The organism is Leisingera sp. ABD4_442 (assembly GCF_056160905.1).
Window position 1 is genome coordinate 44,909 of the sequence record NZ_JBSWYB010000004.1, and the last position, 20,813, is coordinate 65,721.

Genomic DNA, 20,813 nt, shown 5'->3' on the forward strand with positions numbered 1-20,813 from the left:
ACCATGACCATCCATTCAAACGACTTCGGCCCCGCCCCCCACACCCGCATAGGCTTTCTGCTGTTTCCAGGCTTTCCCATGGCCTGCCTGACCTCGGCAATGGAGCCCTTGCGTGCCGCCAATGAAATCGCCGGGCACCAGGTGTTCTCCTGGTCCCTGGTGAGCGAAACCGGCGCGGACGCAAAGGCTTCTGCCGGGGTCCTTTTTCCAGCGGAAACCAGCCTGGCAGAGGCCGAAGGGTTCGACTGCCTGTTCCTTCTGTCAGGTCCGGAAGCCGAATTTGAAGACCCGGTCTCCAGTCCCGGCAGGCTGCGCTACCTTGCCCGCCACGGCGTAACCCTGGGCGCGGTGTCCGGCGGGGTCTTCCCGCTCGCCCGCAGTGGCGTGCTGGCCGGGCGGCGGACGGCGGTAAACTGGTGCTACCGCAGCGCCTTCGAGGCAGCTTTTCCGGACTGCACAGCCGTCGACCGGCTGATCGTGCGTGACGGCAATATACAGTCTGTTTCAGGCGCTACGGCGATGTTCGACCTTTCGCTTGAGCTGATCGGCAACGCCCTCGGCGCGGATGCGATGAACGAGGTGGCTTGCTTGTTCCAGCATCCGGTCATCCGCAGCGGCAGCTCCAGCCAAAAGGTTCCGGTGCTGCAAAGCGACCGTACAGTCGATCAAATGCCTCCTGCGGTGAAAGAAGCCATACGCATTTTCTCGGAAAACCTCGAAACACCGCATGGCATCCGCGACGTGGCCCGTATGGTCGGCATTTCGCCGCGCCAGCTGGAACGCAGTTTTCAGGCTGCGACCAGATTGAGCCCCGGCGAATACTACCGGAAGAAAAGGTTGCAAGCCGCCCGGCAGATGGTGCTGTTTTCCTGGGACAGCATTTCGAGCATTGCACATGCCGTTGGATATGCCAGCTCCTCCACCCTCACGCTGCACTACCGCAGGCTATACGGCCTTACTCCCATTCAGGATCGCAAATCAGCTTTCCGGCAGGCCACAACGCAATTTGGAGAAGCCAGGCTGCAGGGGCAGGTTACATAACCGGCTTGCACTTGAAATTGTGCCCCCACAGACGCCGCTATGCCTAACTAAAACACTGACAGGCTGGGTATCTTCGAGAAAACAATCACATCATCGGCGAGGGAATGAGGACCGAGAAGAGCCTGGATCCTGGAACCTGAGCACTGACCGAACTGACGTTTTTCCCCGCTGCGTTGTATATTGGGAAGGCAAGCTTGCTGCCGGCCTCTTGCACATGGACACGCTCGGCCGCACACCTGGCAGAACGGACAAGAAGACCCAGCCGCTCACTGCCGCCCGTCTTAAGGCTCCGCTGCGGGCGGGGAACAATTCTAGGCTAGCCACTGCCTCTCATCGTCCTGCAAGGTGTTTTCTCTAAGCAGGCCAGCAGCTTCAGCCAGACGCATGCCAGTATCGGCCACGACGGCCACAAGCCAACGCATTTCTTCGTTGATCTGACGGCATTCCCGCTGAAGGGCAAGGATGACGCCCTCGGAGATAGAGCTAGCCCCGACACCCTTGCGTTGCAGTAGTAATAGACGTTTGCGAAGAGAGACATGATCGAAAGCCCTTCATCCGCCACAGCAAAGTTCTATACGGCACTGGCGGTGCCGAAGATCCGCGGGAACCCTGCGGGTGAAGCAGAAGATGCCTTCCTTCACGAAGACATAGCTGCGCGAAATGTTCTCCAAATTATTCTGCGCCTCGCCTGGCCATATGCAAAATCTGATGCAGAACAATACTTTAGGAAAGTTGATGGTGCGCTCTACCGGACAAAGTTCGAACCAGCTTTCTGCTGTTTTTGATGAGCTGTCTCGGTGGGATGTAGTGCTAAGGGACACCAGCTTGAGCAGTAAGCGGCCCTCTCCCTAGCATCTCCGTTTCTTGATTTTCCTGTAACTTTAAACCCAGCGCATGCAGCTTAGCCAGTTGCATGTGCTCGCACACGTTCCCTTATCATCATGCCAAATCAATCTTTATCGTCGCGCAAGTCGCGGCCTGTCTCTGTACGACTAACGCCGGAGGAGCGAGCTGCGCTAGAACGCGAGGCCGGATGTGCCTCCCTAAGCCAGCACATCCGCGCCAGCCTGTTTTCAAATGCCGCATCTTCGACGCCCCTAACACGACTTTCACCGGAAATGCGTCAAAAAATGCTGGCGGAGATTCTCTCCCAGCTGGGCAGCATGAATGCAGGAAAGAACCTTCAGGAACTGGTTGAACTCGCTCGTCTTGGTTTGCTGGAAATGACACCAGAAACAGAAAACACCTTGCAGAATATCCAGCTGGAGTTTCGAGACCTTCGCCACGACCTGCTTAAAGCTCTCGGTCTGCGCCCAAACAAAGGTAGTGAGCGATGATATTGAAGGCATCCCAACGCGGCGGGGCAACAGCACTTGCGTTGCATCTGCTCAATGCAGATGACAACGAACATATAGATGTACACGCGATCAACGGCTTCATGGCTACTGATGTGCACGGTGCTTTGCAGGAAATCGAAGCTATCGCCCGTGCTACCAAGTGCAAACAGCCGCTGTTCTCGCTTTCGCTCTCACCGCCAAAAGACGCGATAGTATCCAATCAAAACTTCGAAGATGCGATTGATCAGGCAATTGCCCGCACTGGTCTTGCTGGGCAGCCATATGTGGTGATCTTCCATGAAAAACATGGCCGCCGTCACGCGCATGTCGTGGTCAGCCGGATTGATACGGATGCAATGAAGGCCATAAACCTGTCCTTCTTCAAGGATCGGCTGATGGAACTATCGCGCGAACTCTACATCACGCACGGCTGGAGTATGCCGAAAGGCCATGAAGACCGGACGCTTTCCGAGGCACTGAATTACTCACTTGAAGAATATCAGGTGGCGCAGCGTGCTAAGCGCGATCCCCAGGTTGTGAAGGCTACATTGCAGGCGGCGTGGGCTCAATCGGATAGTAAGTCAAGCTTTGGTGCCGTACTACAGGAGGCTGGGTTTGCACTGGCGCGCGGAGATCGGCGAGGGTTCGTCGCCATTGATGCAGACGGAAACATCTATTCTCTGAGCCGTTGGCTTGGGGTGAAGACCAAGGATCTGAAAGCACGTCTTGGCGACCCGGCTCAGCTACGTTCGGTGGAAGAGGCTGCCGCTTCTCTTGAAGCTGGGCCTGCTGTTCATTCTGATGACGACCGCGCCGCTCGGTTATCGGCTATCGAAATCCGCATTCAGAAGCTAACTGAAGAAAAGGTCTCGGCGATCAGGCAACACCGTTCCGACCGATCTGTTTTGAAAGCCAAACACGACACGGAAGTTGCCGATCTCATCCGTTCCTTTTCCCATTCACAAAGATCTCTGCGCGGTTTTTTCAATCTGATCTCAGGCAAGCGATCGCAGGTCATTGCCTCTCATAAAGCGGAACTGAACGCTCTTCGCGAAAAACATGATCTCGCAGACCTGGCTCTTTCCGCCCGGCAATGTGCGGCAGTTCGATCCCTCCGTGAAGACATCAAAAGGCTGGAACGCCAACGTGATGAATTGACTGGCACTACAACCGAAGCGCAAAACTTCGACCTCGTTCGCCCGCGCAACAACAGCGCGCTATTTACTGCTGCACAAATACTAAAGAAGCCGCAACGTATCCTGGAGGTACTGACCGATACAAAGGCCACGTTTTCAAAGAACGACATTCGCTGGGAATTGACGCGCTTCATCTCAAACTCACATGACCAAAAAGCTGCTCTTGACGCAGTCATGACCTCACCGCAACTGTTTGAGTTGGATGCTGACTTGTTCACCTCGATAGCCTTCCATGAACTGGAGCGTAGTCTATTGGCACGTGCCAAGTCGATGACTGGCACCAAAGCATTCGGAGTCAACGTGGCGCACCTGAAGGGAGCCATCGAACGCCAAAATCAGACGTTACAATCATCGGTCGGGGCAAACCTCAGCGACGAGCAATGCAAAGCCATAGAACATGTCCTGAATCGCCGCCAACTTTGCGCCGTGGTCGGCTATGCGGGTGCCGGAAAAAGCACAATGCTGGCAGCCGCTAATGATGCCTGGACCAGGCAAGGATATCGTGTCGTCGGCGCGGCATTGGCAGGTAAAGCGGCGGATGGATTGCAGGAAGCCTCTGGCATTCCGAGCCGCACCCTCGCTTCCTGGGAAATGAGCTGGAAGAACGGACGCAATTTGTTGCGGCCCGGGGATGTGCTTGTTGTCGACGAAGCCTCAATGGTTGGTTCTGCTCAATTGTCTCGTGTGATCAAAGAGGTGCAGAAGCGCCAAGCAAAATTGGTGCTTGTTGGTGATCCCGCACAGCTGCAATCAGTCAACGCAGGCACGCCATTCGCAAACATTGTCGCACATGTTGGAGCCACACGACTGACCGAAATCCGTCGTCAGAAACTGGGTTGGCAAAAGCGGGCTTCAATTGATCTGGCTGAAGGTCGGACCGATGACGCAATGCAGGTTTACGAAAAGCACGGTGCAGTCTCTCATGCGGCTTCCACTGACGAAGCCATTGTAGCTCTTGTTGAAGCTTACATGGCTGATCACGAACTTTACGGCGCTGAAAAATCCCGCCTAGCATTGGCGCAAACGCGCGTAGATGTGCATGCGATCAATGAAGCTATACGGCACGCACGAAAATCAGCAGGTGACTTGGTGAATGAGCATGTTATCGAAACGATCCATGGACCTCGCGCCTTCGCTCCCGGAGATCGAATTGCATTCACCAAAAACAATCCTTCCCTAGGCCTTAGAAATGGCTCTCTTGGAACTGTCATATCGGTGGAAAAGGGGAATGTGCTTGTAGACTTGGACACATCGGAAGTGAAGAGTGTTGATTTAAGTGAATACAATTCAGTGGATTACGGCTACAGCGTTACTATCCATAAAGCCCAAGGTATAAGCGTAGACAGTTCCTTCGTGCTCCTGAACAATCGAACGAACGACGCGTTGAGGTATGTGGCACTGACCAGGCACAGGGAAAAATGCGTCGCGATCCAAGCTAAACCTGATGATCGAAGCGCTGTGAGTGGCTTTGGTTTGCAGCCTCGGTCTGAAACGCACTGTAGAGAAAAGGAACGCGCTCAGGAACAAAATGTGCTTTCCGTATGACCGTCCTGCAAATACCGTCCACCAGTGGTTGCTGCACGCGACACTTTGTAAGCGACTTGTCCAACCTTCACCCAACCGCTAAGCTCGAGGGGTTTCCGAAAGCAGAGGCGTCGCCTTGACCGAAGAGCGCTCAGTCGCAGGACTTTTTATTCGTCGTGACCTGGTGTATGCGACAAAGTCTTGCGAGGATTTTGGCCCTAGGACGACCACAAAGCACCAAATTTCTGCTGCAGCCCTTGCGAAAGCCGAACATGCGATCTTTCCGGTCGACCCCGATGCACCTCTTGAAGCGATTAAGGAAGCCTGCGCTTGGATAAAAGAAGAGGCGAATTGCCCCGTTACTATTGGCATCGCTTCCTACGGGCCGTTCAAATCGCTCCGGTTCGCTTCTAGAGATCATGATGGCCATGACTATGGTTATGTAATTGGACACGATACGGGGGGACCAATTGGCGATATCTCTCTGCGGGGATTGGTAGCGGAACAATTCGCAGAATTTTCCGCTCCTCCTCTTGTAATTGTGCAAACTGATGTTGCCGCGTGTGGTCTAGGAGAGTTCTATTATCGCGTTTCGAATACGGCTGACCCAATTCCCTCTGAAAGACTAAGCATCCAAGATACACTGATTTTTCTGAACTTCACTGAGGGTGTTGGTGGCGCAATCATCACAAAAGGGAATGTGATGGGAGGTCGGCACCACTCAGAAGTCGGACAAATATCTGTGACCCCTCACGTCGATGACATTAGCGAAGCTAACCCCCTAACATACTTCGATGCGCGACTTGAAGAGCTCGCATCAATGCAAGTGTTTCGGACACGAATGTCAGATGCACGAGAAGATCAGTATGCAAAAGATGTCGCTCGTACGGTCCAAGCCTTCTACATTGCGCAATTGTGTTTGGCAGTCAGCTACATTGTCGCTCCGTCAAAAATTGTTGTTTCGCTGGACTTGGAAGAAAATGATCTTCTCAAGAGGACAAGAATAATATTTCGAAAGTTCCTTAAAAGGAATAGTCTGCGCGAAGGATGGTACGAAGCGCTAACTAAAGGTAATTCGGAGTTCATTCAAAGCCCTGCATTTGGGTCAGGGCCAATGGGAGCTTGTGGTGCAGGTGCTGCGGGAACGTTATGCCTAGCGGCTTATGCGTACCGGAAGGCACTTAAACCAGGGGAGTAGATCATGCCAATCAATGCAGACATACCGCCTGAGAACCCTGCCACGTCTTTCAAGTCGAAACTCGAAAAGACCTGGAGGCAACTCGAACTCGATGAAGATCAATGTGCGCAGGAATCGACCAATTCACCCAAAGTTGACAAATCGGGAAAATATGTCAATAATGCTGACCATAATATTGATGAACAACTCGATAGAGAAATATCGGAGATATTGGGGGATGCGTTAGACGCACCTCTTATTTCGCCTGTAATTTTAGACGAACCCTCCTTGTTAGGAGGCGAAAGAGAAGGAAACATAGAGGAAGAATTATCCGAAAGGCACGGCGATCAACATGACGCGGAAATTCAAGCTGCGCAGCGCCAAATAGTGGACGAGTTTTCGAAGGCATTGGTAGCTGAGGGGCTTTCTCTCGAACAGCTCAAGAATATGGCCATGGACATTGCAGAAACCCGTTTGGCCGGGCGCTTTCTTCAAGTGTCGGAATACTTCGACGAACTTGCACAACTTCCTCCAGCACGCGCACCGGAATTGTGGCCAGGCATGGAGGCGTCAAACGAAACTCCTGCAACCTTCATCGAGCGTGTGTACGAAAGGTGGTTGTCCACGGAGCGCATGCACCGTGGAGCACTCCGCAAAATCGACAAGCAGCTTTCTATCGATTTTGTCAGTTGGAAACGTTCGAATGAAGTGTCTCCTGAACTCGAAGAGAATTTACCCACAATTCAGGATTATAACACTCGCCAGATTGAAAAGCGAAAGCAGTTAAAGGGACAGGAGGCACGGCGGGTCGCTCGTGTCGCGGCCGATCGAAAACACACAATGTAAAAAAACGAACTCGACCGTAGACATCACCTCAACCTGTTCCTATATTTCTTCTACAGCCAACCCATCTTGAGTGACCTGAGCGCTCATGCATCTGCGTTCGCAGGGCATGATCAGGTGAGGTGTATTTTGTGGAAGGAAAGATGATGCAGAGAGATCATTGTGTTGACTGCTGTTACCGTAACGGTGGGGCTAAGCCTGCTCGCGGAGTGATTGCCGCAGAAGACCTTGTTGCTTTGATTAAGCTTGTGCGTGAGCCGGGCGCTATTGCCGGACTTTACGCAATGTACAAAGAAAAGCAGGATAGCGAAAAATTGCTGGCCGCGGTGTTTGGCCCCTCTATTGAGGAGGGCCCGAAGTGAACATTCAAACTTTTCAAACCTCGCGTAAGGCGTCGAATGATCCCGTAGGTGACCACACTGTACGCACCATTCGCTTGGAATTCGAGAACATCCATACGGGACTGAGGCTGACGAGCTATAGCCCCGAGGAAGACCTGCGATGTCTTGAAATGCAAATGCAGCAATTCGATAGAACAATGGCGGGAGAAGATCGAAAACACCTGATCAGGTACAAGCCGCAGGATCTTTTCGAAAACGCCGCACATTGCATTGTAGCTGAGCATGAGGGGCAAGTTGTAGGATCAATGTACGCGCACCTGGATGATGCTAAGCTTCTCTGGATCAAGGGAGTTACAGTTGATGCGGGACGCTACCGGGGCAACCGTATCGCTTCGGCAATGGCTGCACTGTCAATACTTCACGGAACAATTGCGTCGCCGAGCATAAGGGGCGCCACCTGCGCCTATCGAATCCAAGCCGACGGCACGGAGAACCACGCCTCTGCGAAATCGCTCTCAAAAGTCGGGTTCCACCGGTCAGATGAAATTGGCTTCACCAAAATTTCCGGAACCTATAAAGACAGACACCTAGCTGAATTCTCAGAGCATGGTTCGTCCGGTCCGTTCTTTCGTTACCGCCGGATGTTCGCGACAAAGCGAAGCGTCTTGTCGAGCATGTTTTTTCTGCAAAACTGGTGCAACCACGTTTTGCCGATGCATCAGGCCTGAAGTTACCAAACTCACCTGGGCAAAACGCCGAGAAGGAGTCTAGCGAGCACTCTCTAGTTCACCTGCCGCGTCAGAAAATCCTCTTCGATGACGTCGATCAGCTTGCTTGCGTTGTCGGAGAGGTGTGCCCCCACCTGATCGCTAAACTCGATCAGCACCTTTAGCCCTTCATTTTTTTCGATCTGCTTCAGAAGCACGCTGATTGCCATCCGCGCCAGATCACTGCTTTCGATCTCGTGACGGGATTTCAGTTCAGAAAATGTAGCGAACAACTCGCCTTTCAGCCTGTCTCTCGGGTCGGCGGATGCGCCTGAGTATGGGTCACTTCTATCCAGCATCTGCAATTCCTTTCTCTGAAATATGGAGTGAAACAATGCCTGACAAGGATACCAAAACCGATGGCCTCAACGCAAAAATAACCGGCCTGATTGCCCAGGAGTTTAATGAGGACAATCGGTTAGGGGCAGCTATAGCCAATGCCAGCCCCGAAGCTCAGCAAGAAATTCAAAAGCAGATACGTCTCGCTGAACGGGTGCTGGAAGACAAGATCAAGTGGCAGAGAGAAACCCGCGGAGACCGTCTCACGAAAGAGCGCACCCGCATGCTGGAACGGTATATGAACGATCCCGCGCCGCGTCCGAATACGGCGGAAGCCCGTCAGAATGATATGAAGATCATAGAAGAACAGGCAGAACGAAAGATAACTGAGCGGGATGATTTCAGCCTAGAGAACACCAAGCGGGAAGCGAAGTCTTATGTCTATCAGATCTTGCGGAATGACCGTCAGCAGGCGCAGGAGCAGTCCCAAGACTACGATCACAGTCAGGGCTATTGAGGATGGGCCGGGCCCCGACACCTACTTTGACCTTGATTTCAGCGGTATTGTGTTGGGTAACTTCCCGCGTCCTCGATATCTGGGGAGTGGGAGAACTCACTACCGGACTGTTTCAGCTCTTCTTTTGGTTTTGCATTGCCATTGTAGGGTTGGAGCTCGTCAGAAGCCTGCGATTGTGGCGGATAATCCAGACAGCTATGCGCCCGACCGGACTACACGGGCGCACTTATCTGCCTTCGGTCAACACCGATCACGAAAGCACACTCAGCTTTGACAACAGCGATGGCGATGGCATTCCGCTGGGTCTCCTAGACAGCAAAATCCTCTACTGGCGCGGCAAAGGACATGCCTCTGTGCGCGCCCCTACGGAAGCAGGCAAGTCGGAGTCGTTTTCTGCGGGGGTCGGATTCAGCCTTGGTGCGCACCGGAACCTGATTACCACGGCAAAAGGGCCAGAACTTGCTCTTTTGACCACGCCCTACCGACGAGATGTTTTGGGTCAGGACGTGATCTGCATTGATCCCTGGCGAGCACTGAAGGGCACCGATCTCAAGAGTTATGACTTCAACCCCTGTTTCAACCTCATTCGCCTAGCCGAACAGGGCGATCACGAGATTTTCGACGAGGCACGCGGCATTGTTCATGCCCTCAAACCTGAGATGAATGCTGGTGGTGAGAACGCGATCTTCCGCTCACAAGGCAACGACTTCCTAGTCGCCAGTCTGGCCTTCACAGCTACTCAGGAGGCCGAAACCGGAGAACTGGTTTGCAACTTCGCCCATGTGGGTCGCGTTGTTAGCGGATCACTCGAAGAGGTCGAAGATTTCCTCTACGAGATGTGCCAATGCTCAGATTTTGACGGCGAGATTGCGCGCATGGGGCGGCGGTTCCTGAGCAAGATTAAAAACGTTCCGAAATTCGCCGAGTCCTTCATCACCGAAGCCAGCGATGCCCTGAAAGTCTTCACCACTGGGCCACTTGCCAAGAGCATCGAATATACAAACTTCGACCCCAGGACCCTGAAGCGCCCGGGCAAGGGTATAACTATCCATATAGTCATCCCCCCGGAAAAGCTCCTGACCCACGGTGTCTATGGCGGCCTTGTCTTAAACGCGCTGGCGATGCTGTGCATCCGCGCCAGTTGCTTCAATCCTCGGGTCACCATGCTTTGTGACGAGTTCGAGGCGCTGTGCAATGGGGCCAGTCTTCCCTTTGTGATGCCCGCGCTCAAAGTTGGCAGGTCACTGGGGCTGCAAGTGATAACCTTGGTGCAAGATACCCAAGGATATCGAACCTGCTTTGGCGATGACGCAACGGCCTTCACGACCCAAGCAGAAACCGTCATGGCCTGGGGAATCCGCTCATACGAAGACGCGCTAACCTATTCCCAACGCATCGGGCCTAAGTCGGTGATCACGGAATCCGCGTCGATACCGATGCTGGCAGATAATCAGGGCGGGCACAGCATCTCATCAAATGAGACCGGCGTTCCGGTTTACCGGCCTGACGAACTCATGCAGATGCCCAAATACACAGCAGTCCTGTTCCATCAGAACGATCCAGGGCGGCTGATTGACCTTCTAAGCTATCGCAGTGTTGATCCATGGGTGAAGCTGGCGGGTGAAGTACCAGGGGCGCCGCCCAAATCCAAAATGCGCGTTCGCTTCAAGGTCTGACGCGCGGGCTCAAACGCGTCTTTCCCTAACGATCAAATTCTTAAAATCAACCAGCATTGGAGAGAAACCATGCGCTTTTTCCGGCGCGGGGAGCCCCGCGTTGAAACAACTCCGCATCTGCGGCGCAGGCTCAAAAATAACCCTCTGACGATGCTGATCAAGCTGGCAATGGTGCCGCTGATCCCGCTTGTTCTGCTGTGGTGGTTCGGCAGTCCGGCACTGCTGACCACTTACAAATACTACGGATCACGCGCTGATCCGGTGATGAGCAAGTGCAATTACATCGCACTTGACGGCTGGCATGTCGTGACCCCGCGTTATGGGACCCGCCGTTGCCCTTACCTCACCCTGCTTCCCATTGATGTCAGAGTCTTCGTGGAGAACTTGCTATGATCGGTGCCAAGACCAGAGCCACAATTTCTGCTGCTGCGGCTGTTTCTGGGCTGCTGACCTATTCTGGTTTCACTTTGGATGCCGCTGTCGATGACTGGTATTTCAAGACGGTTTGCGCGTTGACAGCCATCGTGATCTCACTGGCGATGTCGACATTCTGGGCACATGCCTTTGGGATTATGCCTTACCTGAGCAAAGGCCGGGCGCGCTGGTCGGGATGGTCAACGACGCTTTCCGGTGTTCTGCTCATTCTTGCCTTCTCCACATATTGGAACCTCGTTTTTTTGTCGGGGGGCATAATCTCACAGGAAATGAGTAAGGGAGTTACAGCGCGCGCGGAGGCCGCGCTGGCCCTGTCAGCGGAACGCAGCAACCGTTTTGGAAGTTATTTGACTGACCTGCGGGCGTTTGAGAATGCCACCAAGTCCATCCGCCAGCGCGAAATCCGGGGTCAGGGTCTTAGTGATGTCCCAGGCGAAGGGCCGCTGTCGGATTTCATGGGCCAGGCGGTGGATGCGATCTCGACGGTACTGGCCTCGGTGCAAACCGCCACCGGGACGATCAACGCGTTGCAAGCCGAAGGAGAAACCTGCCTGTCTGATCTGAGGCGTCACTTGAGTGTATCTGACATGGAAGCTGCCGGTAGAGCGCTGACCTGCGTCAATCGCACGATTTCCGGGATCGCCGGGCAGGATGTGCTGGCATCAATCGAGCGGTCGTTGCGCAATCTGACCTCGGGCATTGTCGTGCCTTCTACGATCCGCACGGCATCGCAGAGACAGAATGTCCGAAACTTCATTGCAAAACGGCAGGCACAGGCAAACCGGATCGCGGATCAGATTGCGGCGGAACCACCGATTGCCATTCCATCGCTGAGCCTGCAACGCGACAGTCTGATGAAGGGCATTCTGACCCATTGGTCGTCGATCATTCCGCAGATTGCCACGGCGACCTCTGTAGATTTGTTGCCGCTAGTCCTGCTATTCTTCCAGACCGTTCGTGGCGACGATCAGCGAGGCCGTGGTAAGCCGCGTCAGGTCTGGACCGCCGCTGATCTGGAAGATGCGCTGCTGCAAATGGACTCTCTGCGTGGGACGCGGTCGGCCAATCCCATGCTGGACCTGCCGGAAGACGGTTTTATCGATCTTGGCGAGGGTGAGTATGAAGATGTCGATGTAACCGCGCGGGCCAACGACAGCGATGATCGGGGGACGTCGTGACACGCGCGGCGTTTCTCTCCCACTGGCAAGATGCCCGGACGAAAGCCCGGTCGTCTTACCTGATGCAAAAAATCGCATCCGCTCTTTACGTCACTCTTGGCGCGGCGGTGGCGGCCACAGCCATCGCTCTACTGGTGTATGATGTTCTGCGTGGTGGTGACTTCGGCCTGCCGTGGGACGACCGGGCGGCAAAAGGTGAAGACAGCCCTGAAGCAGCAGGAGAAATCCGCCATTATTCGGAGTTCGTCACGGTTAAGCATACATCGCTCAACTTCAATATCACCACGGGCATCAGGTACGACAACTCGGCGGATCAGAACATTGAAGCGCAGTGGTGCTATGCCCAGAAGAACAAGAGCGGCGGCGATGGGTTTGCCGTTCAGCTTACAATTCAGGAAATCCGCGCTGGCAAAGCCCTGACATACGCGCCTTTCTCAGTACAGACTTTGCGCGAATTTGGCCTGACGCAGGCCCAGGCCAAAGGGCTGGTGGGTTATTGCCGGTTTAGGTAGCGGCCGTCTTCCTCATCCGCGTTTCGTCACCAGGTGCCGCCAAAGTCATCTTCTGTCTCCCTCTCCTTTCGCCTTCGATTTGAATTGACTGCCTCATTTGATCGGGCGGTCCGGAGGAAGCTCCATGCCAACATTTTCCAAGTATCTAAGACGGTTCACTTTGTGTCTGGCATCGATTGCCGTGCTCCCAGCACTTGCCGAGCCCAAATATGAACCGGTTCATGACTACCACCCCACATCGATCTTTGCGCAGGTCGGGCAACCAGTAGGTAGATTGAGAGTAAGAACAGATCGCGGCGCGAGTGGATGCACCGGCTTTTTGATCTCATCGCGTCACATGATCACTAATGAGCATTGTGTTGGTGGGCGGTACTGGAACCGCGACAGCGAAGAATGGCTGCCTCGTCAGGTTCTAGACGTCACATTTGAGATGGGAGTTGTCGATCCCAACGACCCGCAGCGTATCGAAACCTTTGCTGTCCATATGCCTCCGGTGGAAATGGATGAGGCTTTGGACTATGCGATTTTGACCATTGCGGGAAGTCCAGCGGAAACATTCGGGTTTTTGTCGATTTCCGCTGAGACTCCGCAATTCAAAACACCGCTCTGGATCATCGGGCACCCCAAACTGAGAGTGCAGCAGATCAGCCGCCTGCATTGCAGGGTGATTAAGCACCCAAGACCGCATCCGCGCCGACTGCATCACACTTGCCCAACAGAGGGTGGGAATTCAGGCTCGCCGGTATTTGACGCCTCAACCGGCGACGTCATCGCAATCAACAACGCGCACTATTCTGCAGAAGTTCGGGACATCGGCCTTGCTGTGCCCTTTTCCCTGATTGCTGAGCAGTCACCCATCCTGCGCTCCATCATAGATGGTCAATAAGTTTCCCTGGCAGCGACCATCCTTTGGTCTCGCAGGACCAGGTTTCAATCTCACTCCAAACTCAAGACAAAAGAAAGGACAGCTATGTTCGACACTCTTCTGACGCGCCTGTTTCCGCCAGCTATACTGGGTGGAGTTGCTCTTTATCTGTTAGTGACGGTGATCTGGCTTCAGCCGCTCGTGGAACGGCGCATGGCAGAAATCCAGCTTATCCCAGCCTGTGAGGCAGCCTTGGCGAGTGATCACGCTGAAGCAATGGGACGAAGGAATCAAAGCAAGTCCGAAGCGCAAATCGCACTGGGCATTCTGGATCAGGTTCTTAGGGAAACCGGCTTGGATCAACTGCCTGCTGTTGATGACACGCTGGATATGGCCAGGCAGGTGGCCGATAACGGTAAACCCGCACCACCGCGCATGTCGGCGTTAGACAAATCCTCGGTTTGCGGATGCAGCGTTGATCTGGCCTACTCCGATCTTGGGTTTGCGCTCACGCTGCATGTTGCCTCTGCCAGAACCTATTCCGGCTCAAGAATCAACGCTCTGCAGCAGTCGGTACTCAGCAAAGCCTATTCTGGTCAATGCGGTGAACTCCCATGGAGGAAAGGATAAGAGATGGCGGAAACCATATATTTTGAACGTGGCAAAATCCGTGTCACAAACACGTCGCTGAGTACCCGATTCAAAGACGAACCGCTGCTTGCAGATCAATCAGTGATCGTCGGGCGCGATCCTGTTTGGATGAGCGCCATTGTCGCTGTCGGACTGATGCTCTATGCAATCAGCTTTGGCGACTTGCTCTATGGCTACGAGCAAGCCTTGCTGATCGGATGTGGTCTGCTTGCTGTTCTGGTCGGCGCATGCACAGCCACGTTGCAGATTGGTCAATATATGCGGGAACGTACCGTGTTGGTCTCTACGATTTGGACCGTGAACAAGGTGCGCCGCGCAATCGCGAAAGCCAAAGCCGAAAACCCCAGACAAGTTGCGCGGTCAGTCATACCTGACGACGCAGAAAGCTAGATCGAATTATTTGATCCTATTGAAGCTGTGCCGGTGCCGGGGAAAGAGCCTCGGCGCTTCGCGTCTGCAGTCCAGGCAACCGACCTGTTTCATGAGGCGGCGCAGAAAGATCTGGATCGGGTTCCTGAGGCTCTAGCCCAGCATGTTGTCGCACACGCTCAGGCATGTCATCCAGAATACCCGTTTCCAGCTCTTCCAAGTCAGCCTCAGTTATCTCACCGTCATCAACTTCGCTACGCGCCGCATCCAGTCGCTCCTGGAATTCCAGTAGTTCGGTGCGTTCAGCGATCAGCTGTTCTTCGAGTTGAAGACCGGCTGAATAGTCTTCCCAGGTTGGGCGGTGATCTTCGATCAGCGCTGGATCAAGAACATCTGCCGAGACTTCGGCCCCATGTTCGTCAAAGACTTGCGTTCCATCTTTGGTCTTAAACACACGACGCCCGTCTTCCATGACATATGCACGGTCCAACATGCCTTCAATCCTGGCACGTGCGGCATCAAGAAGCTCCTGGTTTTCCATCAACGCATTCACCGTGGCAGTGTCGTATCTATCCAGCTTCAGCTTGAACTCTCTGATCTGCGCGTCTGATGCGACGGCGGTTGCTGCAGCAATAGACGACATGGAATCTTCTGCTTGGTCTGCCAGTTTCTCGCGGCGCTGTTGATCGTGCCTTGCCCGAATGAACCATTTGCGCTGACGCAGCCATTCCGAATGGCGTCCACGTTCGTCGCTCGCAAAATGTTCACGCAGTTGCACCATCTATTCCCCGCATTCCTTTCTGATCATCGCAAATATCAACGCATCGACATGCTTGTCCCTGTGCCGTCCAAACCAGTCGTAAAGCTTTTTCTTCTGAGCGGCATCCTGGGTATAAAACCAATCAAAGATGCATTGTGTTCCACTCTCGTCCGGCTTGTCAGCCCGCCACCGCGCGAACGCAAAGCCATCGACGAGCCCGGACAAATAGCCATGTCGCTGCTCGCTCGACATTTTAGTCAGCACATCATCGGCTGTCAGCGCGGCTGCTTCTTCTGCGGAAGATGCAAACATCGACGCCGACAATACCATCGCAGAAAATTGTGAATATTTCTTTAATCTTAACGATTTGTGCGTGCGCATAACCGACCGGTTATGTGAAATTTGCGCTCTCTCTATCAGATTTGGTAGAATGGACAAAGAAGTTTGAAAAAACAGTAGCTTGGCAGAATTGTCATAGGACAAAAGGCAAGCTCGCAGCCTCAACGCAGAAAGGGTCGGTTTCGTGCATTCAAGTGCGTGGCCGGCCAATTCTGGTAAGGCACTGAAACAGAATGAAAATAGGGTATTTACGCGTCAGTACGAAAGATCAGTGTGAGGATCGGCAGATCGATGCCCTTCGGCCCATTTGCGACGAGTTGCACATAGAAAAGCTGCCCGCCACTGCCGAGGCGCGGCCTGTCTATAAAGACGTGCTCGCAAAGTTACAGCCTGGCGATGTCTTCGTGGTCTGGGATTTGGATCGGGCGTGGCGTTCAGCGATGGATGCACTGGTCGAACTGCACGAGCTTCGTCGGTGTGGGGTAGAAATACAGATTGCGAGCATGAATATCGACACCAGCACACCGATTGGAAAGTTGCTTTTCACCTTTATCAGCGGGCTTGCCGAGTTCGAACGTGACACACTCCGGCAGCGAACCAAACAAGGGCTGGAAGCCGCCCGCAGGCGAGGCAAACGCATCGGCAGGCCTCCAAAGGTTAGTGAGCGGCAGGTCCGACGCGCACAAAAAAAGCTGGAGAACGGCGAAGCTAGCGTTGATGAACTAGCGGCGATGCATGGAATTCATCCGTGGACGTTGCGGAGGCGGATCAGCGAGCTGGAGACTGAGGGCACCTAGTTTTGACAAAGATTGCCAATTCATGTCATACTAAGAATATGGAGGATCGAGACGTGGCAACAATGAATGTATCCCTGCCAGACCCAATGAAGGAATGGGTGGAGGCACAAAGTCAAACCGGACGTTACAGCAATGCCAGCGACTATGTGCGTGATCTGATCCGGCGTGACCAGGAGCGCAGCGACAAGATCGCCCAAATACAAAGGCTGATCGACGAGGGCCTAGTCAGCGGGATCAGCGACAAAAGCGCGGACAAGATATTTGACGAAGCGCGCGCGCGAGTTGAGGCGCGAAACAACGAGTCATAATGGGATACCGCCTTACGCGAGACGCAGAACGTGACATCGGATCAATCGCTGAGATCGGCATTGAACTTTTTGGCACGGAGATAGCCCGCGCCTATCATATGGCATTATTTGACGTCTTCGATTTGATCGCTGACAATCCCCGCTTGGGACGCGAACGAACGGAACTTACTCCACCGGTTCGGGTGCATCCGTTTCGTTCCCACATCATTCTCTACAAGATCGAAGAAGCCGACGTACTGATCATCCGGGTGCGCCATGCGCACGAGGACTGGATCAGCAGTCCAATGTGACAGAATCGCCAAAGCAAAGTGAACAGATCTCCTTGCTTGGCCAATGTGTTCAACCTGTGCAAGTTTGAAAAGTCGCTAAGCAATAATAGACTTCACGCGGACAACTCCACCCGGGCCGCCGCGGCACCGCCGAAAGGCAATAAGGCACGCGGCAATTCTCTTTGAAAGGAAATAGGCCAGATGGGCTCAAACGGTTGTCACAACAAGACTCTGGAAGAAGATGCGACGATTAGCATTCCAGAATGAAGTAAGTATTTTAACATTATAACTTTTCGCAAAAAGTTACAGCGACATTTCTAGGCCTGGACTCGTGAGGGCTGGACCTTGCTGGTTCAGGCAGTAACCCCCCAGTTCGAGAATGTTCGCCCATTGTGCTGCCCACCATATAACCGTGGTTGGGCCTCGCTTCATGAGCTACTGATGCAAATCCCCTTGCGTCATGAAAATGGTCAACCACCGCATATTCTTGAAGTGAGCCAGGTTCTCGCTGCCCCTCTGGATCGATACCAGTACCGCCATAATCAATACCTCTGAGAAAACGTCCGTAAGCTGACTTATAGTGGCTCCAACCCTTTGGGCAGTTTTTCGCGCCAATCTCACCTTCCCCACCAGACGTAGAAAACGCCATAATCGCTCCGGGAGGGGTAACAAAGTAAGTGTCGACAACTGGAATCGCTGAAAACGCGAAAGAAGTCACAGAAGTGTTTACTTTAATTACTCCAAGGTCGTAAACGAGTTTCACAGGATCATTTGGGGATTGAGCGGGAGGAGTATTACGGGAACAGTCTATCTGGGCATTCGAGCTCCTAATAGAAATAGGCTTTAGCAACGCATTTTCAAATCCGGGTGTATTGGTCGGGGACTTCGCGCTATGTGTAATTTCTTCGTTTTGGTCTTCATCGTAATGAGAAATAGAGCACACGTACCCACTCTGCAGAACGGATAAGAGGTGTATTGTTGCATCAAGAGTTGAATCCACTTCAAAGGAGACGAAGCTATCATCTGGCGCAAAAGATTTCAAAGCAATATTCACAGATTTTCTAGCGGCTTGTTGACAAGAATTCCAAGCTTTTCGCCCTTCAGCGCTGGCATCTACAACTTCACTTAGAACATCCTGCGTAAACAGTCCAAGCTGCTCCTGCTCTGAGCACCAACTAGTGAGTGCTTTCCGCGTTGCTAGAGTGCTCCCGGAACCACTGCCTGAGATTAACCCCGGAATACTCGCTTTCGCCGACGAAATCATTGACTCTGACATCTCAGAGGATTCCATCCGGCAATACTCACTAAAATAATAGGCAGTCCTGTGAAGAGCGGAGTTTTGCCGAGATACCGTCTGCGCTCCATATTCTAGGTATGCATTGCAGTGATCGAATTGACCCGACTGCGCTAACGCCAAATTCGGTTGCAGCAAAAGAGCTAAAATACATACCACCCACCTCATAACCAACTCCTGATGACTCAAGCGAACTCATGCTATTGGGTCAGAACCCTCTTTTATACTATCATAAAAGTAGATTCTCCCGAAGGAATTTCCTCCTAGATCAGGCTCAACCAAAGATCGAGGGAGTTGCCAATGCACGGCCAGAACTGGAAGGGAGGCCCTGGTCTTGCTCAAATTTTTTGTTCAGCCGCTATCATCACCCGTCCAGGCAGGATCGCCTTAGGGCGTGCGCTCAACCGCGTCAACCACCGAAACCCACGTAGGGGCACAATCCACGGTGATGCCTAGAGAGTGACCCACAAGCTCACAGAACGCACGACTTTAACGAAAACCGAAGGTGACGTGTTCATTACATTTGAAATGTCTTAATTGGCCACTTCTCCTTAACCCCTCACGTTCCTTTGCCCTTCGCAACCCGCTGAGATTCAAAAAAACAATCCCTCCAATTGGCCGCACCTCTACTGAGTTTAGAAAACTCCGCTTCGAGGAATAGGAGGTATTTTTGACCAGGATAAGATTCCACAGCCTTCGAAACAAACTCCTTAGCTTTGTCCAAGTTGCCTTCTTTGTGGCTGATTTCTGCAACGCTGATGAGCATTGTGGCTTCGATTCTCTGTGAGAATTTCAACCCATTTTTGTGATGCCGCTGGGCTACATACATCTCCCAGTACTGCTCTGCTTTATTGAGGTCGCAGTATAAGATCATTTTAATAACCGCCCCAGCTGAAAAACACTCGAGCGTATGGTAAGCCGTATCCCCGTATCGCTCATCAATGATCCTAACTGTCTCATTAAATTTTGGGCTTCGAAATTCTTCTGCGAGGCTAAGGTTATAGGCTAGGTAGTGAGCGACCATGGGGCCTCTGTCTTCAGCTTTGGTCAGGTTGGGCAAGAAGTTTTCAATCTTCCGCATTACTTCAGTTTGGTCTGTAATCGCAGCGCCATCCTCGATGTTGCATTGGAAAATTTGATCTAAACACGCAGAAAGGTTGCGCCTCGAGATATTAGTACCATACCCATCTGCGCTGTGAATCCAGTAGTGTGACGCCAATCTCCTAACAGAAAGGCATGGCAGATCGCCTCTGTAATCGAATTGCTGCTTAGTATGTTCTGCAGATTTTCTTACCCTCTGACCGATCACATGCCTGACGAGGCGAGCTAGTCCTTGAAAAGTCAGATGACTATCACCAGCAGCCCAATCAGTCTCGGCGAAACCATGGGGGTGCCGGAGATTGTTATCAAGTTCCTTTAAGCGGTGGACATATTGAGAGCGCACCTGATAGGCGTTCTGTAGCAGTTTCTTAAGGTCGAGCCTCGAGGGTGGCATGATAGCAGACTGAGCTTCTGATCTAAAATATTCCGGGGAAACATTAGATAAAACGAATTCTCTAAACTTTGCTGACGCCTTCACCTTCTCTGTGTCGCAAATCGCAGATCGCACATTCTTTGCCACGTCTGGGCTACACCCCTCAAGAGCGGCATCAACTTTAACTCTCTTGCTTTCCTCAATATCTACCCATTCAACCTCTGCATTATTGATGTTTTGTTCTATAGACTCAACAGCCATAACAAGAAGGGAATATGCCAAGCTCGGTTCATCCTTCATTCTATGGGTCGCCAGAACATAACGGCGCATGCCGTTTAATATTGCTCTAAATTCGCCTCGTTCTAGAAGCCACATCTTCTTGATGAAGGCTCGAAGCCCATCTACATCCTCATCGCTAACATGAACACTTTCATCGAATGTTCGAATGAGGAACTTATTACTGGGGAGCCCCCCGAGATCAGAAGGTTGGGTGGAGATTAATCTATTTAGGCTTTGTTCACTCGTGGTAAATGTCAGGTTCAATACAAATGAGAGAACAACAGCGAGGTCGGCAGCGATATCTGTTCCCGCAGTCGAAACAAGAACTTCCTTTTGCCCGCTAGGGGTCACTGCCTCAAGGGTTTCAGTTGATTCACCAACCCAAGCTTTGGCGGGGTTCCCAACGCTGGCAGGCATAAGGTTCCCAAAGGCGGTTTCGATTGTCGGAGAGCCAAATCGAACGGCATTTGTGTAGAGGACATATCTGTGTTTTGTCGATGTTAATTCAACATTTCTCGAAAATTTACCTGTTGCTATTTGAAGCATGTTTCTATCCAAAAAAACCTAATTAGTCGCGCAAGCTTC

General features: G+C 52.7%; 24 protein-coding genes. 19 read left to right on the top strand and 5 right to left on the bottom strand.

The genetic code is table 11. The annotated features are described in order from the left end of the window. Positions 1-3: 3 nt before the first annotated feature. From ACXAHG_RS05030 to ACXAHG_RS05065, 8 genes are all read left to right on the top strand, one after another. Positions 4-1,041 carry a GlxA family transcriptional regulator gene (locus ACXAHG_RS05030; RefSeq protein WP_475056209.1) on the top strand — a complete coding sequence of 346 codons (1,038 nt, stop codon included), beginning with the start codon at positions 4-6 and terminating at the stop codon, positions 1,039-1,041. Between the two features lie 536 nt (positions 1,042-1,577). Continuing rightward, on the top strand, positions 1,578-1,826 hold the full coding sequence (locus tag ACXAHG_RS05035) for a hypothetical protein (protein WP_475056210.1): 249 nt from the start codon (positions 1,578-1,580) through the stop codon (positions 1,824-1,826). A gap of 156 nt (positions 1,827-1,982) precedes the next feature. Then, positions 1,983-2,378 carry a hypothetical protein gene (locus ACXAHG_RS05040; protein ID WP_475056211.1) on the top strand — a complete coding sequence of 132 codons (396 nt, stop codon included), beginning with the start codon at positions 1,983-1,985 and terminating at the stop codon, positions 2,376-2,378. Then, positions 2,375-5,119: an AAA family ATPase gene (locus ACXAHG_RS05045; protein WP_475056212.1), complete on the top strand. Its 2,745-nt coding sequence runs from the start codon at positions 2,375-2,377 to the stop codon at positions 5,117-5,119. The genes ACXAHG_RS05040 and ACXAHG_RS05045 overlap by 4 nt, the downstream gene beginning before the upstream one ends. Positions 5,120-5,234: 115 nt before the next feature. Further along, complete coding sequence (locus tag ACXAHG_RS05050) at positions 5,235-6,296, top strand: hypothetical protein (RefSeq protein WP_475056213.1); 1,062 nt, start codon at positions 5,235-5,237, stop codon at positions 6,294-6,296. A gap of 3 nt (positions 6,297-6,299) precedes the next feature. After that, complete coding sequence (locus ACXAHG_RS05055; protein WP_475056214.1) at positions 6,300-7,121, top strand: hypothetical protein; 822 nt, start codon at positions 6,300-6,302, stop codon at positions 7,119-7,121. Between the two features lie 140 nt (positions 7,122-7,261). After that, entirely contained in the window at positions 7,262-7,480 is a 219-nt protein-coding gene (locus ACXAHG_RS05060) for a hypothetical protein (RefSeq protein WP_475056215.1), read from the top strand. Further along, positions 7,477-8,187 (top strand): GNAT family N-acetyltransferase, encoded by a 711-nt coding sequence (locus ACXAHG_RS05065; protein ID WP_475056217.1) that lies wholly within the window; start codon positions 7,477-7,479, stop codon positions 8,185-8,187. Before ACXAHG_RS05060 ends, ACXAHG_RS05065 begins: the two co-directional genes overlap by 4 nt. A gap of 53 nt (positions 8,188-8,240) precedes the next feature. Here the strand turns inward: ACXAHG_RS05065 and ACXAHG_RS05070 are convergent, their stop codons facing one another. After that, positions 8,241-8,531: a hypothetical protein gene (locus ACXAHG_RS05070; protein WP_475056218.1), complete on the bottom strand. Its 291-nt coding sequence runs from the start codon at positions 8,529-8,531 to the stop codon at positions 8,241-8,243. Positions 8,532-8,560: 29 nt separating this feature from the next. Here ACXAHG_RS05070 and ACXAHG_RS05075 point away from each other — a divergent pair, with 29 nt between their 5' ends. From ACXAHG_RS05075 to ACXAHG_RS05110, 8 genes are all read left to right on the top strand, one after another. Continuing rightward, on the top strand, positions 8,561-9,022 hold the full coding sequence (locus ACXAHG_RS05075; protein WP_475056219.1) for a hypothetical protein: 462 nt from the start codon (positions 8,561-8,563) through the stop codon (positions 9,020-9,022). Positions 9,023-9,048: 26 nt separating this feature from the next. Next, complete coding sequence (locus ACXAHG_RS05080) at positions 9,049-10,698, top strand: type IV secretory system conjugative DNA transfer family protein (RefSeq protein WP_475056221.1); 1,650 nt, start codon at positions 9,049-9,051, stop codon at positions 10,696-10,698. Positions 10,699-10,767: 69 nt separating this feature from the next. Next, entirely contained in the window at positions 10,768-11,091 is a 324-nt protein-coding gene (locus tag ACXAHG_RS05085) for a hypothetical protein (protein ID WP_475056223.1), read from the top strand. After that, positions 11,088-12,311: a hypothetical protein gene (locus tag ACXAHG_RS05090; RefSeq protein WP_475056224.1), complete on the top strand. Its 1,224-nt coding sequence runs from the start codon at positions 11,088-11,090 to the stop codon at positions 12,309-12,311. The genes ACXAHG_RS05085 and ACXAHG_RS05090 overlap by 4 nt, the downstream gene beginning before the upstream one ends. A 62-nt stretch (positions 12,312-12,373) precedes the next feature. Then, on the top strand, positions 12,374-12,823 hold the full coding sequence (locus ACXAHG_RS05095; RefSeq protein ID WP_475056226.1) for a hypothetical protein: 450 nt from the start codon (positions 12,374-12,376) through the stop codon (positions 12,821-12,823). 124 nt (positions 12,824-12,947) lie between these two features. Continuing rightward, positions 12,948-13,709 carry a trypsin-like serine peptidase gene (locus ACXAHG_RS05100; protein WP_475056227.1) on the top strand — a complete coding sequence of 254 codons (762 nt, stop codon included), beginning with the start codon at positions 12,948-12,950 and terminating at the stop codon, positions 13,707-13,709. 84 nt (positions 13,710-13,793) lie between these two features. After that, complete coding sequence (locus ACXAHG_RS05105) at positions 13,794-14,318, top strand: hypothetical protein (protein ID WP_475056228.1); 525 nt, start codon at positions 13,794-13,796, stop codon at positions 14,316-14,318. Positions 14,319-14,321: 3 nt separating this feature from the next. Further along, a complete protein-coding gene (locus ACXAHG_RS05110; protein WP_475056229.1) occupies positions 14,322-14,729 on the top strand; it encodes a hypothetical protein in 408 nt (135 codons plus the stop codon). A gap of 16 nt (positions 14,730-14,745) precedes the next feature. Here the strand turns inward: ACXAHG_RS05110 and ACXAHG_RS05115 are convergent, their stop codons facing one another. Both ACXAHG_RS05115 and ACXAHG_RS05120 read right to left on the bottom strand, forming a co-directional pair. Next, on the bottom strand, positions 14,746-15,489 hold the full coding sequence (locus ACXAHG_RS05115; RefSeq protein WP_475056231.1) for a hypothetical protein: 744 nt from the start codon (positions 15,487-15,489) through the stop codon (positions 14,746-14,748). Continuing rightward, positions 15,490-15,780, bottom strand: a complete 291-nt coding sequence (locus ACXAHG_RS05120; protein WP_475056232.1) for a hypothetical protein — start codon at positions 15,778-15,780, stop codon at positions 15,490-15,492. It abuts the gene before it with no gap. A gap of 260 nt (positions 15,781-16,040) precedes the next feature. Here ACXAHG_RS05120 and ACXAHG_RS05125 point away from each other — a divergent pair, with 260 nt between their 5' ends. Genes ACXAHG_RS05125 through ACXAHG_RS05135 form a run of 3 tightly spaced genes read left to right on the top strand, consistent with a single transcriptional unit; the run spans position 16,041 to position 17,202 of the window. Then, on the top strand, positions 16,041-16,604 hold the full coding sequence (locus tag ACXAHG_RS05125; RefSeq protein ID WP_475056233.1) for a recombinase family protein: 564 nt from the start codon (positions 16,041-16,043) through the stop codon (positions 16,602-16,604). Positions 16,605-16,642: 38 nt separating this feature from the next. After that, positions 16,643-16,912 (top strand): type II toxin-antitoxin system ParD family antitoxin, encoded by a 270-nt coding sequence (locus tag ACXAHG_RS05130; RefSeq protein ID WP_475056234.1) that lies wholly within the window; start codon positions 16,643-16,645, stop codon positions 16,910-16,912. Continuing rightward, complete coding sequence (locus tag ACXAHG_RS05135; RefSeq protein WP_475056236.1) at positions 16,912-17,202, top strand: type II toxin-antitoxin system RelE/ParE family toxin; 291 nt, start codon at positions 16,912-16,914, stop codon at positions 17,200-17,202. Before ACXAHG_RS05130 ends, ACXAHG_RS05135 begins: the two co-directional genes overlap by 1 nt. Positions 17,203-17,464: 262 nt before the next feature. Here the strand turns inward: ACXAHG_RS05135 and ACXAHG_RS05140 are convergent, their stop codons facing one another. Together ACXAHG_RS05140 and ACXAHG_RS05145 are read right to left on the bottom strand one after the other, a co-directional pair. Continuing rightward, positions 17,465-18,643: a hypothetical protein gene (locus tag ACXAHG_RS05140; RefSeq protein WP_475056238.1), complete on the bottom strand. Its 1,179-nt coding sequence runs from the start codon at positions 18,641-18,643 to the stop codon at positions 17,465-17,467. A gap of 391 nt (positions 18,644-19,034) precedes the next feature. After that, positions 19,035-20,774 (bottom strand): hypothetical protein, encoded by a 1,740-nt coding sequence (locus ACXAHG_RS05145; RefSeq protein WP_475056239.1) that lies wholly within the window; start codon positions 20,772-20,774, stop codon positions 19,035-19,037. Positions 20,775-20,813 lie beyond the last annotated feature (39 nt).

What these genes read in the sequence shown, in the direction of transcription:
- ACXAHG_RS05085 (WP_475056223.1), top strand. Translation starts at nt 10,768, where the DNA reads ATGCGCTTTTTCCGGCGCGGGGAGCCCCGCGTTGAAACAACTCCGCAT.
- ACXAHG_RS05105 (WP_475056228.1), top strand. Translation starts at nt 13,794, where the DNA reads ATGTTCGACACTCTTCTGACGCGCCTGTTTCCGCCAGCTATACTGGGT.
- ACXAHG_RS05125 (WP_475056233.1), top strand. Translation starts at nt 16,041, where the DNA reads ATGAAAATAGGGTATTTACGCGTCAGTACGAAAGATCAGTGTGAGGAT.
- ACXAHG_RS05040 (WP_475056211.1), top strand. Translation starts at nt 1,983, where the DNA reads ATGCCAAATCAATCTTTATCGTCGCGCAAGTCGCGGCCTGTCTCTGTA.
- ACXAHG_RS05120 (WP_475056232.1), bottom strand. Translation starts at nt 15,780, where the DNA reads ATGTTTGCATCTTCCGCAGAAGAAGCAGCCGCGCTGACAGCCGATGAT.
- ACXAHG_RS05075 (WP_475056219.1), top strand. Translation starts at nt 8,561, where the DNA reads ATGCCTGACAAGGATACCAAAACCGATGGCCTCAACGCAAAAATAACC.
- ACXAHG_RS05140 (WP_475056238.1), bottom strand. Translation starts at nt 18,643, where the DNA reads ATGAGGTGGGTGGTATGTATTTTAGCTCTTTTGCTGCAACCGAATTTG.
- ACXAHG_RS05060 (WP_475056215.1), top strand. Translation starts at nt 7,262, where the DNA reads ATGATGCAGAGAGATCATTGTGTTGACTGCTGTTACCGTAACGGTGGG.
- ACXAHG_RS05130 (WP_475056234.1), top strand. Translation starts at nt 16,643, where the DNA reads ATGGAGGATCGAGACGTGGCAACAATGAATGTATCCCTGCCAGACCCA.
- ACXAHG_RS05135 (WP_475056236.1), top strand. Translation starts at nt 16,912, where the DNA reads ATGGGATACCGCCTTACGCGAGACGCAGAACGTGACATCGGATCAATC.
- ACXAHG_RS05100 (WP_475056227.1), top strand. Translation starts at nt 12,948, where the DNA reads ATGCCAACATTTTCCAAGTATCTAAGACGGTTCACTTTGTGTCTGGCA.
- ACXAHG_RS05110 (WP_475056229.1), top strand. Translation starts at nt 14,322, where the DNA reads ATGGCGGAAACCATATATTTTGAACGTGGCAAAATCCGTGTCACAAAC.
- ACXAHG_RS05090 (WP_475056224.1), top strand. Translation starts at nt 11,088, where the DNA reads ATGATCGGTGCCAAGACCAGAGCCACAATTTCTGCTGCTGCGGCTGTT.
- ACXAHG_RS05115 (WP_475056231.1), bottom strand. Translation starts at nt 15,489, where the DNA reads ATGGTGCAACTGCGTGAACATTTTGCGAGCGACGAACGTGGACGCCAT.
- ACXAHG_RS05045 (WP_475056212.1), top strand. Translation starts at nt 2,375, where the DNA reads ATGATATTGAAGGCATCCCAACGCGGCGGGGCAACAGCACTTGCGTTG.
- ACXAHG_RS05035 (WP_475056210.1), top strand. Translation starts at nt 1,578, where the DNA reads ATGATCGAAAGCCCTTCATCCGCCACAGCAAAGTTCTATACGGCACTG.
- ACXAHG_RS05055 (WP_475056214.1), top strand. Translation starts at nt 6,300, where the DNA reads ATGCCAATCAATGCAGACATACCGCCTGAGAACCCTGCCACGTCTTTC.
- ACXAHG_RS05145 (WP_475056239.1), bottom strand. Translation starts at nt 20,774, where the DNA reads ATGCTTCAAATAGCAACAGGTAAATTTTCGAGAAATGTTGAATTAACA.
- ACXAHG_RS05030 (WP_475056209.1), top strand. Translation starts at nt 4, where the DNA reads ATGACCATCCATTCAAACGACTTCGGCCCCGCCCCCCACACCCGCATA.
- ACXAHG_RS05095 (WP_475056226.1), top strand. Translation starts at nt 12,374, where the DNA reads ATGCAAAAAATCGCATCCGCTCTTTACGTCACTCTTGGCGCGGCGGTG.